Annotated in this window: 16 protein-coding genes; 6 read left to right on the top strand and 10 right to left on the bottom strand. The window is 35.9% G+C overall.

Translation table 11 applies throughout. From position 1 onward, the window contains the following. Positions 1-19: 19 nt before the first annotated feature. The 4 genes from ACLLO5_RS21215 to ACLLO5_RS21200 all read left to right on the top strand — a co-directional run bounded on the left by ACLLO5_RS21215 (position 20) and on the right by ACLLO5_RS21200 (position 7,043). Complete coding sequence (locus tag ACLLO5_RS21215) at positions 20-1,222, top strand: WGR domain-containing protein (protein ID WP_413172476.1); 1,203 nt, start codon at positions 20-22, stop codon at positions 1,220-1,222. 438 nt (positions 1,223-1,660) lie between these two features. Then, positions 1,661-4,765: a plasmid replication protein, CyRepA1 family gene (locus ACLLO5_RS21210; RefSeq protein ID WP_413172475.1), complete on the top strand. Its 3,105-nt coding sequence runs from the start codon at positions 1,661-1,663 to the stop codon at positions 4,763-4,765. 39 nt (positions 4,766-4,804) lie between these two features. Then, positions 4,805-5,920 carry a tetratricopeptide repeat protein gene (locus tag ACLLO5_RS21205; protein WP_413172474.1) on the top strand — a complete coding sequence of 372 codons (1,116 nt, stop codon included), beginning with the start codon at positions 4,805-4,807 and terminating at the stop codon, positions 5,918-5,920. Positions 5,921-6,026: 106 nt separating this feature from the next. Beyond that, on the top strand, positions 6,027-7,043 hold the full coding sequence (locus tag ACLLO5_RS21200; RefSeq protein ID WP_413172473.1) for a 2-hydroxyacid dehydrogenase: 1,017 nt from the start codon (positions 6,027-6,029) through the stop codon (positions 7,041-7,043). 189 nt (positions 7,044-7,232) lie between these two features. Here ACLLO5_RS21200 and ACLLO5_RS21195 read toward each other — a convergent pair whose 3' ends face one another. The 4 genes from ACLLO5_RS21195 to ACLLO5_RS21180 all read right to left on the bottom strand — a co-directional run bounded on the left by ACLLO5_RS21195 (position 7,233) and on the right by ACLLO5_RS21180 (position 9,625). Continuing rightward, on the bottom strand, positions 7,233-7,574 hold the full coding sequence (locus tag ACLLO5_RS21195) for a cupin domain-containing protein (protein ID WP_413172472.1): 342 nt from the start codon (positions 7,572-7,574) through the stop codon (positions 7,233-7,235). Between the two features lie 29 nt (positions 7,575-7,603). Then, positions 7,604-7,990 carry a hypothetical protein gene (locus ACLLO5_RS21190; RefSeq protein ID WP_413172471.1) on the bottom strand — a complete coding sequence of 129 codons (387 nt, stop codon included), beginning with the start codon at positions 7,988-7,990 and terminating at the stop codon, positions 7,604-7,606. A gap of 50 nt (positions 7,991-8,040) precedes the next feature. Continuing rightward, the gene (locus ACLLO5_RS21185; RefSeq protein WP_413172470.1) at positions 8,041-9,141 is read right to left on the bottom strand and encodes a DJ-1/PfpI/YhbO family deglycase/protease; all 1,101 of its coding nucleotides are present in this window, start codon (positions 9,139-9,141) and stop codon (positions 8,041-8,043) included. Positions 9,142-9,235: 94 nt separating this feature from the next. Further along, the gene (locus ACLLO5_RS21180; RefSeq protein ID WP_413172469.1) at positions 9,236-9,625 is read right to left on the bottom strand and encodes a DUF2267 domain-containing protein; all 390 of its coding nucleotides are present in this window, start codon (positions 9,623-9,625) and stop codon (positions 9,236-9,238) included. A 329-nt stretch (positions 9,626-9,954) separates the two neighbouring features. Here ACLLO5_RS21180 and ACLLO5_RS21175 point away from each other — a divergent pair, with 329 nt between their 5' ends. Together ACLLO5_RS21175 and ACLLO5_RS21170 are read left to right on the top strand one after the other, a co-directional pair. Further along, positions 9,955-10,353 (top strand): DUF6335 family protein, encoded by a 399-nt coding sequence (locus ACLLO5_RS21175; RefSeq protein WP_413172468.1) that lies wholly within the window; start codon positions 9,955-9,957, stop codon positions 10,351-10,353. Positions 10,354-10,792: 439 nt separating this feature from the next. Next, positions 10,793-11,284 (top strand): orange carotenoid protein N-terminal domain-containing protein, encoded by a 492-nt coding sequence (locus ACLLO5_RS21170; RefSeq protein ID WP_413172467.1) that lies wholly within the window; start codon positions 10,793-10,795, stop codon positions 11,282-11,284. 371 nt (positions 11,285-11,655) lie between these two features. On the opposite strand, the gene trmFO is transcribed toward ACLLO5_RS21170, so the two are convergent. From trmFO to ACLLO5_RS21140, 6 genes are all read right to left on the bottom strand, one after another. Continuing rightward, positions 11,656-12,972: an FADH(2)-oxidizing methylenetetrahydrofolate--tRNA-(uracil(54)-C(5))-methyltransferase TrmFO gene (gene trmFO, locus ACLLO5_RS21165; RefSeq protein WP_413172466.1), complete on the bottom strand. Its 1,317-nt coding sequence runs from the start codon at positions 12,970-12,972 to the stop codon at positions 11,656-11,658. Between the two features lie 120 nt (positions 12,973-13,092). Continuing rightward, positions 13,093-14,139 (bottom strand): DUF4238 domain-containing protein, encoded by a 1,047-nt coding sequence (locus ACLLO5_RS21160; protein ID WP_413172465.1) that lies wholly within the window; start codon positions 14,137-14,139, stop codon positions 13,093-13,095. 111 nt (positions 14,140-14,250) lie between these two features. Further along, positions 14,251-14,580, bottom strand: coding sequence for a DUF433 domain-containing protein (locus ACLLO5_RS21155; RefSeq protein WP_413172464.1), 330 nt, complete (start codon positions 14,578-14,580; stop codon positions 14,251-14,253). 84 nt (positions 14,581-14,664) lie between these two features. After that, positions 14,665-15,069, bottom strand: coding sequence for a hypothetical protein (locus ACLLO5_RS21150; RefSeq protein WP_413172463.1), 405 nt, complete (start codon positions 15,067-15,069; stop codon positions 14,665-14,667). Between the two features lie 53 nt (positions 15,070-15,122). Then, the gene (locus tag ACLLO5_RS21145; protein ID WP_413172462.1) at positions 15,123-15,458 is read right to left on the bottom strand and encodes a XisI protein; all 336 of its coding nucleotides are present in this window, start codon (positions 15,456-15,458) and stop codon (positions 15,123-15,125) included. A gap of 39 nt (positions 15,459-15,497) precedes the next feature. Then, positions 15,498-16,742: a hypothetical protein gene (locus tag ACLLO5_RS21140; RefSeq protein ID WP_413172461.1), complete on the bottom strand. Its 1,245-nt coding sequence runs from the start codon at positions 16,740-16,742 to the stop codon at positions 15,498-15,500. Between the last annotated feature and the right edge of the window lie 171 nt (positions 16,743-16,913).

The raw sequence follows: 16,913 nt of genomic DNA, 5'->3' as shown, positions 1-16,913 counted from the left end.
AATTTCCTTAGAGGGTTGTATGGTCAATAAAATCACATTTATTCCCGACATGGAAGGAGAATATTTTGAAACTAATTATTTGCATGACCAAGCTGAAGCTGATAACTTATACTTGGCAATTCTTCGTAAATCTGAACCTGTTTGTGTTTCTTCTACAGAGGAAATTTCTATAATCCCTCCCATAACAGAAGCACTATTAACACAGAAAGTATATCTGGAATTTTCTGACAGTAAATCTCACAAGTTTTATGAAGTCGTCGTTAAGCAAACAGAAGTAGTCATTAACTATGGTCGAATTGGCACAGCAGGACAGTCTTTAACTAGCACTTATCCTACTGTAGAAAAAGCACGGTTAGCAGCATCTAAAAAAATTCATGAGAAACTAAAAAAAGGATATGTGCAAACAGTAAAGAATAAACGAGATCTTGCTGAAAATAAAGATTTAGATATATCTCAATTCATACGTCCAGCTTGGAAACCTCTAGTCAAGTCAGGAGATGATTCGCTACTATCCTCTAAATTCGGGGGTCGTCCTTGGTTAGCTGAAAATGAATCTTGGCCGACTTGCCCTTGTTGTGGTCAATCATCATCTATGCAACTCTTTCTTCAATTGAATTTGAGTAAATTGCCAGAAGCAGTAACAAGGGAATATGGTAATGGATTAATACAAATGTTTGAGTGTACATCTTTTGACTGTCAAGGAATGGTCAAACCTGCTCAAGTGTCCTATGGTAGAGTCGCATATCTTGTCTCCAATGTGCTGATTCGGATGATTTCACCAACTTCAGAAGCAGCTATGCCACCTTTGCCACAAGTTTATGACGAATATGAAGATTTTTTTCCTGCTACAACTATTCTCGGTTGGCAAGAAGTTGAAGATTATCCTGAGTTTGAAGACCTTGTAGCCTTGATTTATGGTTGGGATCAAGTGGGAAATGAGACACTGAAAGATGAAGTGGTGGAACGATTAGGTTTTGAGTATTTGGATGATTTGCGGGATTTCTTCCCAACTGTACTTGGATGTAAACTAGGGGGTTATCCAGGTTGGGCGCAGGGAATGGAATGTCCTGGCTGTCCTATCTGTCAAGAACCTATGCGTCAGGTTTTTCAACTAGCTATTGAGAATGACTCTAGTATACCTGATATGTTTGGAGACGGTATTGGACATATTCTTCAGTGCCAGTCACACAAGCATGAGTTTGTCTTTGTTTGGGCTTGCTGAATAAAGCTAAAAGCATCACAGGGAGAAGATTTTAGCCTTTTTTATCCTCAAAAAGTGCCAAGTCTTTTTCTCGTTCCCATATTCTGTATGGGAATGACTTTTAGAAGGCTCTACTTTCTAGTAAAACAGAGGCCGAGCCTCTATAATCGTATTCCCAGTCAAAGACCGGGAACAAGATAATAGTATATTTTTACCATCTTACGAAAAATCTACTGATAAAGAAAAATTAATAATGCACAAAAATCACAATACAAAATTATTAGGTTCACCATTCAACAAGAAAAATGGACTGATTCTGTATTAACCGAAGTATTTCTAAAAACAATGTATTAAAAGATTCACTAAAATATTACAAATTATTTTATCAAAAATCGGCAGATGCGTGTTAAGGTTTTAATCTCGTTGTCTTCCCACATCTCTTTTTGAGTGCTTCTGCCCATGATTGTGGATTATTTACACCCCCAACACCTTGAAGAACTTGTCAAGGATAGTTGTATAGATTTACACTTAGCGCGATTAAATTTTAGATCGTTGCAAGGTGCGATCGCATATCAGTATCTACTCATTTCTGAACAGCTGCCGCGCACCAATACGGGCATGATCAAAAGTTCATGGTTGCAGCGTTACAGCCATATTACAGCAGGTGGTTGGTGGTGTTCTGGAAGAGATCCTCTAAATAATTGGCAGATGATGGAATGGGGATGTTTTAAACCAACCCAACCGCGACAAAATAAAAATGGTAAGTCTATTAAATATGAACATCCCCCCAGCACAGCAACAAGGGTATTTTGTTTGCGGGTAACTTTGCAAATTTGGCAGCAAGTTTCCCAACGTTATAACATTCCCATGCCTGAAAATATCATCATTTCTGAAGATGGTGAAGCAGAAGGTTTTTGGCAATGGATAATGGAATGTAATCTTTCAATTATTATTTGTGAAGGTGCGAAAAAAGCGGCTGCTTTATTAACACAAGGTTATGTGGCTATTGCTATTCCTGGAATTACTAGCGGTTATCGAGTTGTGAAAGATGCGTTTGGTAAAGTTACCCGTCGTCAACTCATTCCAGATTTAGAAGTTTTTACTAGCAAAAATAGAAATTTTTATATATGTTTTGATTTTGAAACTCAAGCAAAAACAATTGCTGCTGTTAGTAATGCAATTTCTCAACTGGGTTGTTTGTTACAACAACAAAATTGTGCTGTAAAAGTTGTGGAGTTACCGGGAAAAGAAAAAGGTGTTGATGAGTTTATTGTTGCTAAAGGTGCGGCTAGTTTTGAAAAAATTTATCGTCAAAGTGTAGATTTAGAAATTTACCTTGCTCAAACTAAACCTCACACGGAATTAACAATTACTCCGGCACTGATTGTTAACCAGCCTTATTTAGAAAAAATCCCCTTTCCTACTTCTGGTTTGGTAGGAGTTAAATCTGCTAAAGGTACAGGTAAAACTACGGGACTGCAAGCCGTTGTCAATCAAGCTAAAAGTCGAAATCAACCAGTTTTATTAATTACTCATCGCATCTTGCTAGGAAGATTTTTATGTGAGAAAATTGGCATTCAATGGGGTATTACCCATGAAGCATGGAGTATTGAAGAAGAACCAAAATTACCAATACATAACTATCAATTATCCATCAATAAATCTTTTGGTTTGTGCATTGATTCTATTTGGAAACTGAATCCAGAAGATTGGCATGGAGGCATAGTTATATTAGATGAAGTAGAACAATCTTTATGGCATTTACTTAATAGTAATACTTGTAAACAGAAGCGGGTTAGAATTCTCAGAGTTTTTCAGGAACTAATTGCTAAAGTTCTCACCACTGGGGGTTTAGTAATTGCCCAAGATGCAGATTTAACAGATATTTCTTTAGAATATTTACAAGGTTTAGCAGGAACTAAAATCACGCCTTGGGTAGTTCTTAATCAATGGAAACCCCAGCAAGGTTGGGATGTAACTTTTTATGATTCACCTAACCCAACACCTTTGATTCATCAATTAGAATTAGATTTAATTGCTGGACGTAAATGTTATGTAACTACTGATAGCCGCACTGGACGTTATAGTTGTGAAACTATTGAACATTACCTCAAAGAACGATTGCAGAAATTAAGACAGCAATTTCCTGATACTTTGGTTGTTAGCAGCCAAACTACTAATACACCTGGTCATGCAGCGGTTGATTTTATCACGGCTATTAATCAAAAAATTACAGATTATAATACTGTATTTGTTACTCCTAGTTTGGGTACAGGAATTAGTATTGATGTCCGACATTTTGACCGCGTTTATGGGATTTTTCAAGGGGTAATTACTGACTCCGAAGCCCGTCAAGCATTAGCACGAGTGCGGGATGATATACCTCGTGTGGTTTGGTGTGCTAAACGCGGTATTGGTTTAATTGGTAGTGGTAGTACAAATTATCAGTTGCTATCTCATTGGTATCAAGAAAATCAAAAAGAAAATTTAGCTTTGTTGAGTCCTTTACACAAAATAGATGTAGATTTACCTATGGTATATGACCCGGTGCATTTACGCACTTGGGCTAAATTATCAGCTAGGGTAAATGCTTCTATTCGTCTTTATCGGCAATCTTTGCAAGATGGTTTGATTGCTGATGGACATCAAGTGATGATGCGGAGTAATACGGTTCAGAATAATATTATTCGGGATTTACGTTTGGCTTTCTTCGCAACTGATGCTAGTGATTCAGAAACTAGAAAAAGGTTGATTATGGAAATTGTGAAAGTGCAGAAAGATTGGGCGCAAAGTCGTCAAAAAGCTAAAGATATTAAGCGCAAAATTAAGGAAATTAAACAACAAAATCAATTATTAGCTGCGAAGGCTGTAGCTAATGCTAGTGATATTGATTATTGTGAATATAATCAATTATTAAATAAACATTCTCTCAGTGATGAGGAACGTGATCAAATGAATAAATATTTGCTCAGAGATATGTATGGAATTGAAGTCACACCTACGCTAAAATTGCGCGATGATAAGGGTTATTATGGACAATTATTAACTCACTATTATCTGACCCATGAAAGTGAATATTTCCATGTCAGAGATCAACAGGAGTGGCATCAACAATTATATTGGGGTGAAGGAAAGGTTTTTTTACCAGATTTAAGAACTTATACTCTCAAAGTTGAAGCGATGCGAGCATTGGGTATGTTACAATTCTTGGAAAATGGAAGAGTATTTAAAGAAAATGATGCTGATTTGATTTGGTTGAAAAATGTGGCTATGCAAAGTAATAAACATATTAAACGAGCGTTGGGTATTGATGTGGTGAACGGGAAGGAAGTTGTTTCTGGTATGAAAATATTGGGCAGACTTTTAAATTTATTAGGTTTGAAGTTACAGCAGGTAAATGATGTTTATCAAATTGATTCAGCAACTTTAAATGATGGGAGAGAAGATATATTTAATGTTTGGCAACAACGTGATGAGTTGCGGTTGTACCATTTGTATGGTGATAATAGTACAATTTTTGATGATTCTTTAAATTCGCGGTCAATGGCACTGCAAGAGGTCTAATTTATATGTTGGTAGCAAGGTTAGAAAAGTACAAATGCTATGAATGGTGATGAGTTGATAAAACAGGGGGTACAGAAAAATTTATATGGAGATTATGAAGGGGCAATTGCAGTTTTTAATGAAGCTATACAGCTAAATTCTAACTTGGCTGAAGCTTATTATCACCGTGGTTACTCTTTCTTGGAGTTGGCAGAATTTGACCAAGCGATCGCAGACTATCAAAAAGTAGTAGAATTTCTCGATAGTTCCCCTGATTTACCTGAAGGTATCAATTTTAATATTGCCAAAGCATTCCATAATCGGGGTTTGGCTGCTTTTCAACGCGGAGATAATCAAGCCGCTGTTACAGATATCAACCAAGCCTTAAAATTCTATCCTGAATTTATCGCTGCTTATAGCAATCGTGGTAATATTCTGCACATTCTTGGCAAGTATACAGAAGCAATTGCTGACTATAACCAAGCAATACGACTAAATCCTGATCTGGCAGCAGCTTATCATAATCGGGGTAATAGTCGCTATGCTCTCCAGGATGATGAAGGTGCGATCGCAGATTATAATCAGGCATTAGCAATCAATCCTAACTTTGGTGAAGCTTTTTATAATCGTGGTTTAGTAATGTCTCATCGTCAAGATTATCCCAAAGCGATCGCAGATTTTACCCAAGCAATCCGACACAATCCTGAAGATATTCAAGCATACTACGAAAGAGGTTTAATTTACAGCACATTACAAGACTATGAAAGCGCCATTCAAGACTATAATCGAGTATTACAAATAAATCCCACCTTGCCCACAGTTTACGGCTTACGGGCTAATGCACGTCGTCACCAGAGAGATTATCACGGTGCAATTGCAGATATCAATAAATTATTACAACTTAATCCTAGTCTAGTAGAAGGATATTGCGATCGCGCAGTCTCTCGGCGTTTTGTAGGAGACTATGAAGGTGCCATTCAAGACTATAACCACGCATTACAAATAAATCCCAACCTAGCAGCCGCTTACTATGCTAGAGGCGAAATTTACCAACATCTAGGAGACATTCAAACCGCCATTGACGATTTCCAAAAATCTGCTCATCTCTTTTCTCAACAAGGAAATAAATTATACTATCAAGAAATTATCAATTTAATTGCCAAAATTCGGAAATAGGGTATAAGAGTGCAGAGGTAAAAGTAATAATTAAGAAGGGTGTGGAATATGGGGTATAGACTGTAAAGTATGGAGTAATATGCAGCATATAGCGTGAGAATTTTAGATGAAAGTAGCAGTTTTCAGCACAAAAACTTACGATAGGCAGTTTTTAGAAGCTGCAAATTCTCCGATTCAACATGAATTGGTATTTTTTGAACCTCTTCTGAATCGAGATACCGCTATCTTAGCCGCTGGATTTCCCTGTGTTTGTGTATTTGTTCATGATCAAGTAGATGCTGCCACCTTAGAAATTCTGGCTGCTGGGGGAACTCATTTGATCGCTTTACGTTGTGCAGGTTTCAATAATGTAGACTTAGCAACCGCAGCCAAATTAGGAATTACTATTGTTCGTGTTCCAGCTTATTCACCTTATGGGGTAGCAGAACACGCTGTAGGATTAATTTTAAGCCTAAATCGCAAAATTCACCGTGCCTATAACCGTGTACGAGAAGGTAATTTTTCTCTGAATGGACTGTTAGGATTTAACTTGAATGATCGGACAGTGGGAATTATCGGTACAGGTAAAATTGGTCTAATTTTGGGACAGATTATGAAAGGTTTTGGCTGTCATCTATTAGCCTATGATGTTTATCACAACCCAGAATTAGAAGCATTGGGTGGAAAGTATGTAGAACTGCCAGAAATCTTCGCCAAGTCTGATATTATATCCTTGCATTGTCCCCTGATGCCGCAAACTCATCATTTGATCAACAGCAGTGCGATCGCTCAAATGAAACCAGGTATGATGATCATCAACACTAGCCGGGGTGCATTGATTGATACCCAAGCAGTAATTGAAGGATTAAAATCAGGTCAAATTGGCTATCTCGGCGTAGATGTTTACGAACAAGAATCAGAATTATTTTTTGAAGACTTGTCTGGCGAAATAATTCAAGATGACGTTTTTCAACGCTTGACAACCTTTCCAAATGTCCTCATTACCGGACATCAAGCTTTCTTTACAGAAGAGGCTTTACGGAACATAGCCGAAACCACTTTTGCCAACATAACTGACATAGAACAAAGTCGTTCCTGCAACAACGAAATCCGTCATCAACCCGAAAAAACCTTAGTTGCTTAATATTTAGAAATGGAAATACGATGGCTACACACAGCGCAGCCATCGTTGTTAAAATTAGTTTTTACTCAATTAATTGGCGTTGCATAAATGCGGGATGTTTTTTGAGTGTAGAGACGTTCCATGGAACGTCTCTACAAGGGTTTTGAATATATGCAAAATTGTTTTCATCCCCAAAATCAGCAACGCCAATTAATTTTCATCCCTACCATGAACCTGAGCCGGCGGACTAGTAGCCTCAATTGCTGTAAATGTTTCCAGAATTTTATAAGAGTGTCTAGCACCCTTTGGTACTAACCAAGAATTTCCCTTTTCTAGCAAAATCTTTTGCCCCTCAATGTCCAACTCTGCGCGGCCATTAATTACAAAACCAACAGTTTCATATTCTCTTTGTGTTGGCTGCTTATCTTCCTCTGGTGGTTCATTTTCCCATAATCGCATCGCCACATTTTTACCAGATGCAAGATACTTTTGACCCAGTTGACCAGTTGGTGAATAACTAGAATCAACTTTTTTAACACTCGTATCACTCATAATATTTTCACTCCTATCACCTGCTATAACTATCTGTTATTTCTAACCGGACTTTCTGGGATATTGTCTTGGTAATACCCACGGTTACTACCAGTAATTGGCTTAACAGTTTTTTCAATATTTGTTTGTACATCCTGTAAAAACTCTTTTGTGGAATCAGGAATTGGTTCATCAAGATTGAGTTTTTCTTTCACATTTTCAGTAGTTTCTTTAAGTCTTTCCTGAGCATTTTCTAGCTGTTGATTATTTCTAATTCTTCCCGTATCAGGAGTACCTTTGTAATAAATACCTTCTGGAGTCCTCACCGTATCAGCTTGTGCAACTGGCATAAATTTACCAATGTTCACAGATTGGATACCAAAGAAAGTCAAAACTAACAGAGAAATAATCACTATCTGACGGAAAATATTCTTCATAAAAAACCTCAAATCAATTATACAAAAGCAATACGAGCATGGGAACTGCTCTAAACTTGAGTTACAGCCGCCCTAGAAGTTGGTTTAGGAGGCTTCACACCAGCAGTAATCCGCGCTCGATAAAGCTCAATCAATCGCTGTTCATATTTACCCAAATCGTTGTGAATTTGTTTAAAAATTGCCGTTGCTACTGGGTCAGTAAACATTGCAGACAAATTGCTGATATCACCAATTCCGGTTTGTAGATCACCCAATGCACAACGAATTTGATAAATATCATCACTACCCGTCAAAGCCGTTTTGACCTTAGCATATTGATTAGCAATATTTGCAGTCAAAGATGGTTTTTCATGCAAACGATGAAGATAACTTTCCAGCTTTTCAACGTGCTGATGTTTATTAATTATCATCTCTTGAAACAGATTTTTTACTTCCTGATCTGATTCTTTTTCTAAATATTTTTCTAAAGCTTCTAACGAATAACGCTCACCACTTAAAGCCGTATTCAAACCTTTAACAATTTCGTTTTTTGTTGAACCACCCCAAGCATCAGCTAATTTCCACCATTCAGCACCAGTATCTTTTTCATTAGGTAAGGCAGCATCTTTACCACCATAACCTAAACGATTTAACAGTGCAGTTGTAAAAATTGCCAAGTCTCCAGGTTCACGGGATGTAATCAAATTACCATCCACAACTACTGGTTCATCTAGATAATTTGCACCAGCATTAGTTATATCTTTGCAAATAGCAGCAAATCCTGTTACTTGTTTACCTTTGAGTAAATCACCTTCAATTAAAACCTGTGGACCGTGGCATACTGCGGCTATTAATTTACCTTGCTTCATAGCCTCCATGACAAAGCAAACTGTATTACAATTGCGGCGCATTTTATCAGGAGCCATACCACCAGGAATTACCACCGCTGCGAATTCATCAGCCACAACTTCCGTTGTCGTTGCATCAGCTTGAATGCTGAGTTTACCTCGTTTACCTTTATATTTTTCATTCATCCGTGAACCAAGCACTATCACCTCTATTCCTGCTTGTTTCAAACCATTAAAAGGAACAAGAAATTCTAAATCTTCTACTCCTTGTTCAATCAGGATAGCGACTTTTTTATTTCCAGAAACATGATGATTGTTTCTCATTGCTTTTCTTCCCCTGGTTAATTTTTACTGGTTAATTTTTAAACTCAAGTTGCCAAATATTGGATTAAGCAATCCTCAAGCATTAAACAAGCATTTAATTTGTTGGTGATACGGCAAACAATTCTTCATAATCATGTGAAAAATAAGCATGAAATTTTTTAAATTTCTCAGGAGTAACCGCATTTTGTAAGACTGCAAACACCGCTCGGACGTGCATTGCTGCTGTCGTAGGTTCTATGTTTTCTTTATGACTGGCACGTTCAATAAATTCTTGCAAATGGAAAGATTGACTAGCTTCAATTTCTCTTCCTTGCAAACATCCGCTTAATTCTGGAGGTATTTGTGCTGCTAATTCTTGTGCTTGATGTTTAGGTATAAGTTCTTTTAGGGTTTCTAATGTTGCACGAGTAGCCATTTCTGCTTCTTCACGGGAATTTGATTGAGCTAGACTTTGTACATGGGTAATAAATTCTGTATATTCCACTTTATTTACCTCCTTGGTTTTAATTCAAAATTAAGAGTCATTATTAATGATTAATTAGATTAGATAATTCCAGAAATTACGCAACTGGCAAAAATTTATTGATATTGACCAATTTATAGGTCTGACTTACCCTGGAATTTAAACTTTACTTTATAAACCTTCTCTAAAAATCATTTTTATGAATTACCACTTACCAGCCTAATCTTTAATAATTGAATTCTCTTCGTTCGCTGGGGATAGATTTCTTCTAACTTAAGTTATAAATCGCTAGTTAGAGCAAGATATTTTAGTCAAGCGTTATAATCAAAATACTGAAAGTGGCTATTCTCATGAATAAAAAACAAGAGCAACATGAAAATAAATCAGATGATTTACCACAGCAAATTACTGAATCCTATAGTACGGGTGTAAAAGATTTACCCGGTTATAATTTTGGTGAATGTTCCCGACAAGAATATACAGAAAGCAGTCCTGAATTTCCTGTTGAATTCACCATTGCTGATAATGGAATTGATACTTATTGGCAAGAAACTGTAGGAGATGAAGCAGTTGGAGGTACTGTTGCTACTCCTGACAAAAATGTAACTGAAGAATTAGCGAAAGCAGTCGGTTTAGAAATGAATGATTATGCCTTTCTTCGCACCAACGAGATTTTAGAACATCGTGATGAGGCTCGTTGGGAACTAGACCCAACTTCCGCTGAAGATTATCAAGAAAGACAGGAATAATATAGCGGTTTTCAGTTCAATAAGAACAGATAAGGTCTTGATATTTAGATACAAAAAATTTTCAAACCTATGCCCTATTCTTTCCTATATCAACTTTGGATTGGATGGGGAATAAATCTATCTGAACAGCCACAATAATTCTTTAATAATTATTTTTAGGTACAATCAATCCACTTCCCCGGATTTATCCGTGGTGTAAATCCAAAATAGGATAACTCCTCCACCTTGCCCAGCATTATTTATGCTTTAAAAAGTATCTCTTTAAGCAATTAAAAATGCTAATATTTTGGCAATCACTCCGCCCAATTTAATTCCTGTTCTTAGTTTAATTTTTCTCATTTCTAGAAAAAATATATCTATCTCCAGTAGGGTTTTAAATAAGTGGAATTTTGTATAAATGAGTAGTATAATTCCTTAATTTTGACAGATTGGAGCAGTAATGACATTTACACAAACAAGTGATCCTGTGATTCGTGAACATATCCAATCTTGGCGTACATTGGATGTGGAACAACAACTAGGTTTGTTTTGGTTTATTTATCAAGAAATGGGTGATTCAATTACACCAGCCGCCCCTTATGCCAGCACTGTTTCTTCAGAAATTGCGGAAGGTTTATTTCATCAAGTTGAACAATTATCACCAGAAGAACAGTTACAAATTCAACGGGATTTAATCAATCAGACAGATAACCTAATTTCTCGTGAATATGGTTCTTTGAGTGATACCACTAAGTTGTTATTTTGGTATCTCCTAGCGCAAGGAATGGACGCTCAGACGATTATTTCTATTCCTCCTAATTTTCAACTTTCTTCAGCAGCAGAGAATCTACTCAACCGAATTAAAGAATTATCTTTTGAACAACAAATTACTCTTTTCCGCGATTATGTTTCCCCAATGGGTACTGAACCAAAAGCTGGTGCTGATATTTAAACGGAGTTTTGTATGTCAACGCCACGCAAGCTATCAATAATCAAATAGGAGTTCTAATTGCGTAAGTTCTGTAAATAAACACAGAAAAACACAGAGTAAATACTATGCTTATTACTCCGTGTTTTTTATTTTAGTGCTTGAATCAACTGCACCCTTAAATCCTAAACGCCCTTTGCTTATTATTTGCTAATTTAAATTTATTTATATTTGCCTTCATCTGTCCTTTGGCTGGTTTTACTATATTAGATTTAAATTCCTATTTTGCTTTTTTATACTTTACTAGATATTGCTACATCTCCAACTTAAAAATGGTGAAACCTAAAAATATAAGAAGTTTTTAGGTTTCAAATTTGTGTTATTTAGCCTATTTTTTATAAGTAATTAACTTTCCAACTTGCTAAATCTGCCAAAGCGCGATCGCGATAACGTCCATATTTTTCCGGTTTACTCTTGATTTTTACTCCCAAATCTGGCACAATGCCAAAATTAGGAGCCATCGGTTGAAAATGCTTAGGTGCAGCGGATCTGATAAATTCAAACAAAGCCCCCATCATTGTTGTTACAGGCAGAATTAGAGGTTCTTTACCCAAAGCTAATCGCGCTGCATTTGTTCCCGCTAACCAACCACCCGCAGATGCAGCAGTGTAACCTTCTGTGCCGATTAATTGTCCCGCAGCCAGTAAAGTAGGACGTTCTTTAAATTGCAAAGTTGCGGACATTAACTGTGGTGCATTTAAAAAAGTATTGCGGTGCATTACTCCCAATCTGACAAATTCGGCTTTTTCCAAACCAGGTATCATTTGAAAAACTCGTTTTTGTTCACCCCACCGCAGATTTGTTTGAAATCCCACCATATTCCAAAGTTGACCGGCTTTATCTTCTTGTCGCAATTGAATTACCGCATAGTTGCGTTCTCCGGTGCGAGGATCAGATAAACCCACAGGTTTGAGGGGACCGTAACGCATGGTATCCTCCCCTCTTCGTGCCATTTCTTCAATTGGTAAACAAGCTTCAAAAAATTTCGCGGTTTCCTTTTCAAAGTCTTTTAATTCTGTTTGTTCAGCTTGACGTAATTCTTCCCAAAAATGTAAATACTGCTCTTTATTCATAGGACAATTCAGATATGCTGCTTCACCTTTGTCATAACGAGAAGCCATAAAAGCAATATCTTTATTAATAGAATCTCCTAAAATAATCGGACTAGCAGCATCAAAGAAATTGAGATATTCCATCCCCGTAAAACGCTGTAAATCTGCGGATAAATCGGGACTAGTCAGGGGACCACTAGCCAAAACTACAATACCTTCGGGAATTGCTGTCACTTCTCCCCGGCGAAAATCAATTAAAGGATGATTTGCTAAAGTTTGGGTTAAATCTTCGCCAAATTGTCCTCTGTCTACGGCTAAAGCCCCACCAGCGGGTACTGCGTGTTCGTCAGCTTTAGCAATGATGATAGAACCGAGTTGACGTAATTCTTCGTGTAATAATCCTGCCGCGCGATCGCTCGCCATAGCCCCGAAAGAGTTACTACAGACCAATTCAGCCAAATTTTCCGTATGATGGGCAGGGCTGAAGCGTTTAGGGCGCATCTCGTGGAGAATTACAGGAACACCGGCTTGGGCTATTTGCCATGCTGCTTCTGTTCCCGCCAGTCCACCGCCTATTACTTGTATTGGTTGTTGTGTCATAGTGATTTTTTTTAATTACTTGGTTTGGTTAAAGATAATTTTCTATTTTATCAATAAATTATATTATCATTTAAATTCACTTAACTTAACCGCATTCTACCTTAATTGCTTTTTTATCACCTATAAATCATCTGCGGGAATTTCTTTTAATTGAATTCTCGTTTTATTATTAGAACAGACATCTGGGTTATTTTTACAAATTTCTTCCACCGAATCAAATCTATTTTCAGAACAAAAAACAAATCTATTACTGCCATACACTTGCAACTGATTATAGAAATTTACATCATTTAATGTAAGTGGAAAAAGATTACTATCTAGTTTCGTAAACTTATCAAAATGGCTTTTTTCTTTCATAATTAATATGGCTTTGCTATTAATCGGAAATGCTATTTCTATACCTGGAGAATTAATACCTTTCAATCCTAGATGTGAGTATTGTACAACAGGATGATCAGATGTAAATAGTGGTTGATCTGTATCATTAATACCTATTAAGTAAATGTGTTTTCGTAGAATTTGAGATGCTGGTTCATAGTAACTGAACATAAAATTAGAGTGTATTGCAGATAGTCCTTCTTTATACATAAAACTTAATTTATCATCTGTTATCTCAAAAAGCATAGATTTGATTTCAGATGCAGATTCTTCATTAAGTGGAATAGAGTATTCCGCTGCAAATTGAGTAATAATTTCATTCATTTCTTGCTTTATCAATTTATCGAATAAAGGTTTATTTACCTCACGCATCTCTAACAAAAAATTTCTAAATTCTCTGGTTCTAAACCACTGAAATGCTACAACGTAGGATAAATCTATCTTTTGGCTTTGATTTAAAACTTTTTTCGAGTAAGCGTTACTTTTTTTTCTTAGGCTAAAGATCCAATCAATCTTTTTTTGAATATGTTTAAGTAATTTCTTTTGCTCGCCTTCTATCTCGGTGAATAAATTTTCTACTATTTGCGGGTCTTCTCCTGGTGATACGAGAATTTCATGAAAATCATAAAAATATCTTTCTAAGGGAATATTTTTTATATTAGTAGAGAATTTCGTTTGGTTAAATTTGTCAAAAACAAAAATCTGCTTTTCCTTTTTCTTTGGGTCAAGGCTAAAATTTTCTAGATAAGATTGAGGAACATAGTGTTGATTTTTTTTAGGTTTTTCCATTTTTAATAACTCGCTTGTATTATCCAAATATGGTGATAATATTTTTAAACTTTTGCAGAACTTCCGTTACAATAGACTGATTTAAATCAGCATCGGCTTGATAGCGAATATTCACAATCTCACCTGCTGTCTTGCTGTTTTCGCTGCCTTGAGTTTGTCATATAAAATAGGATCACTGGTTTCTAGTGGTTGAGGCATAGCATCAAAAGCCGCTTCCTCATCTGCCAAGTAAGTATCAATCTCAGCGCGGTTAGCTAGATAAAACGTGATTCCTCCATAAACCTGTTCTAGCGTTAGCAGCGGAAAAGATTGAACGATACTTTCAGGTGATAAGCCTTTTCGGAAAGCATAGACAATCGAATCTAGAGAAATCCGTGTTCCTTCCACCCAATATCCATCGTTCCGATACTCTACGTAAGTTTTAGCTGCGATAACTGACATAAATTTACTCGCTTGTCTAGCTATTTATAATCATAATATGATTTGTTTTCTTAAACTTTCAGAAATATATGTAGACACAAGAATTTAAGGATTTGGTAAACTATATCCTCGCCAACGAAGTAAAACTGCGGCTGGGGCTTTACGTAACATAAAGAGATCAGATTCGTGTCGGAGAGATATTAAATTTAATCTTTCTGTTTCTGTCAATGTACCACTAGAATTTTTCTCTAGTAAAGTATTATATTCTTCCATATCTCCTGATGTTTTCTGGCTATGGAAAATTTGCCAGAGAGTATTATCATCTAATTTATCTAAAGCCGCAAGTTCGGCTTGAAATTCCTCTGGTACATCATCCCATGCTGGTGGACTACCCACTTGTAAAGCATGAAGCATGACTTCTTCTAAAGGGCGTTGAGTAGCATGGGCAGTATTGACTAACCGTTGATAGATAATTTCGGGTATTTGTAGTGTAACAGTTTCACTAGGCATATTAAATTACTACTTTTAAGGACATATCATAATTTTAAATCCTCTACCCTGAATTAAGAAACAGCGTATTCTGAATATTGTCTCAGTGCAGGATAGTGAAAACCACCGACAATCTCTTTTTTAGCAATTCCCATTTCTTCTAGTTCTTCACCTACATCAATATCTGTGTTATTTTCCTGAAGCCATATTTTACCATCTTTGATATCAAAATGAAATATACAGGAGTGAACTCGGCGTTTTTTATCCCAACCAGTTCGCAGTAAAAGATAATGATCATTTTCTGTATCAAAGATCAATTGGGTTTCCATATTTTGATCTTTTGAACCATATTGAGCATATTGGGTGAGAAATTCTCGCAAACATTGGCGATAGTAGTTTAGTTTATCCATGATTTAAGTACCTCCGTTATTTCATAATCAATTGTATATTTATTTTTTACCATATCTCCGTTTTATATATTTAATTTCTTCTCGTAAACCATCAGCATGAATAAGACCCACATAACCGCGAAACTGACATTTATATGTGGGATCATAAACAGTAACATGAGGAGTTTGAGCGAGATTATCCCTTAATCTTAATCTCCCACTACCATCTAAAAATGTAAAATCTTCTGTAATTTGGTGGACAGAATTAAACAAATCCATAATATTTTTTGTCCCTGGAAAAGTTTTTCCTATGTTTTCTGTTACCCCATGAAAAACACTTGTCATACCCGGAACTTTCTCTAGTCGCTTAATTACTAAATTAATGATTTTTTCCTGATCATCTAAAATATGTTCTGTAATCAGTTTAGCTGTTTGCAGACAATTCCAGTAACCAATATGAGCGTCTGCTGCACCAGCAGCAACAGCACCTAAATCAAGAACTTTATTTATAGAAGTTATATCACTTAATGTTTTAATAGCAGGTAAATTCATTATTTGACGCACAGAACTTTCTAAATTATTTGCATTATCAACAATAAATTTATCTGTGACAGAGAGATTAGAATCTGCTTTGATTTCCAAACTGGAACTAATCGGATAAGCAATCATATCTGAAGAATGAATAATATTTAACCATTTCAAAGGATATTTTTGTGATTTACACCTTAATTTTACTTGTTCAGATTGAATATCTAAAAGCATATTAAATAAAATAATTGGTGAACCCATTGTTGTAATACTTTTTAATTTTACTCTTTCATTAATTAATGACCTAAACTTCAAAGCTGCATCGCTGGGTTCAAATTTGTCTGAAAACAACATATCCCATAAAATTACAGTTCCCATTGAATGGGCAATTATATGTAACTCTGTTTCTTGTGAGTGATTTTTAATAAAATCTTCTAAATGTTCAGTAATTGATTTTCTGATTTTCGCTCCTTTTTCATGATTCAAATAAGTAAAAGCATCGCCTACAAAATCAGATATAAAACCTTGTCTTAATTCTTGACCACGTAAGATATCCTCAGTATTAATATAGGGATTTTCTTTTTTAAATTTTTCTAAGTCCTCATGAATTAAATTCCAGATTTTACCTTTATTATTTATAATATCTGCATAAAATCCAGAATGAAAATGAGGTAATTTTTGTCTTCTTTGGGAGAACTCTTTTTGAATTAACGTTTTGAGAGGTTCAGCAAATTTAACCTGATATTCTGCAACACCGTGGATAAAAAGTATAAGCATTGTTATAATAACGGAAAAACAAAAATATTATAAGTTAATGGGTAAGAATTTATGAATATATGTATAAATAAATTAATAGATAATAGGACTTATGCACTGTACAAACTTTTTCCTCGTTCCCAGTCTCAGACTGGGAATGCAAAATTGAGGCTCTGCCTCAGCATTTACATT

The sequence above is a fragment of the Anabaena azotica SJ-1 genome, assembly GCF_047275885.1.
Lineage (GTDB): Bacteria > Cyanobacteriota > Cyanobacteriia > Cyanobacteriales > Nostocaceae > Trichormus_B > Trichormus_B azotica_A.
The sequence above is the reverse complement of the archived record's forward strand: the minus strand, read 5'-3'. Positions and strand labels throughout refer to the sequence as shown.

Coding starts and splice junctions, on each gene's coding strand:
- ACLLO5_RS21215 (WP_413172476.1), top strand. CDS start 20: ATGGTCAATAAAATCACATTTATTCCCGACATGGAAGGAGAATATTTT.
- ACLLO5_RS21210 (WP_413172475.1), top strand. CDS start 1,661: ATGATTGTGGATTATTTACACCCCCAACACCTTGAAGAACTTGTCAAG.
- ACLLO5_RS21205 (WP_413172474.1), top strand. CDS start 4,805: ATGAATGGTGATGAGTTGATAAAACAGGGGGTACAGAAAAATTTATAT.
- ACLLO5_RS21200 (WP_413172473.1), top strand. CDS start 6,027: ATGAAAGTAGCAGTTTTCAGCACAAAAACTTACGATAGGCAGTTTTTA.
- ACLLO5_RS21195 (WP_413172472.1), bottom strand. CDS start 7,574: ATGAGTGATACGAGTGTTAAAAAAGTTGATTCTAGTTATTCACCAACT.
- ACLLO5_RS21190 (WP_413172471.1), bottom strand. CDS start 7,990: ATGAAGAATATTTTCCGTCAGATAGTGATTATTTCTCTGTTAGTTTTG.
- ACLLO5_RS21185 (WP_413172470.1), bottom strand. CDS start 9,141: ATGAGAAACAATCATCATGTTTCTGGAAATAAAAAAGTCGCTATCCTG.
- ACLLO5_RS21175 (WP_413172468.1), top strand. CDS start 9,955: ATGAATAAAAAACAAGAGCAACATGAAAATAAATCAGATGATTTACCA.
- ACLLO5_RS21170 (WP_413172467.1), top strand. CDS start 10,793: ATGACATTTACACAAACAAGTGATCCTGTGATTCGTGAACATATCCAA.
- trmFO (WP_413172466.1), bottom strand. CDS start 12,972: ATGACACAACAACCAATACAAGTAATAGGCGGTGGACTGGCGGGAACA.
- ACLLO5_RS21160 (WP_413172465.1), bottom strand. CDS start 14,139: ATGGAAAAACCTAAAAAAAATCAACACTATGTTCCTCAATCTTATCTA.
- ACLLO5_RS21155 (WP_413172464.1), bottom strand. CDS start 14,580: ATGTCAGTTATCGCAGCTAAAACTTACGTAGAGTATCGGAACGATGGA.
- ACLLO5_RS21150 (WP_413172463.1), bottom strand. CDS start 15,069: ATGCCTAGTGAAACTGTTACACTACAAATACCCGAAATTATCTATCAA.
- ACLLO5_RS21145 (WP_413172462.1), bottom strand. CDS start 15,458: ATGGATAAACTAAACTACTATCGCCAATGTTTGCGAGAATTTCTCACC.
- ACLLO5_RS21140 (WP_413172461.1), bottom strand. CDS start 16,742: ATGCTTATACTTTTTATCCACGGTGTTGCAGAATATCAGGTTAAATTT.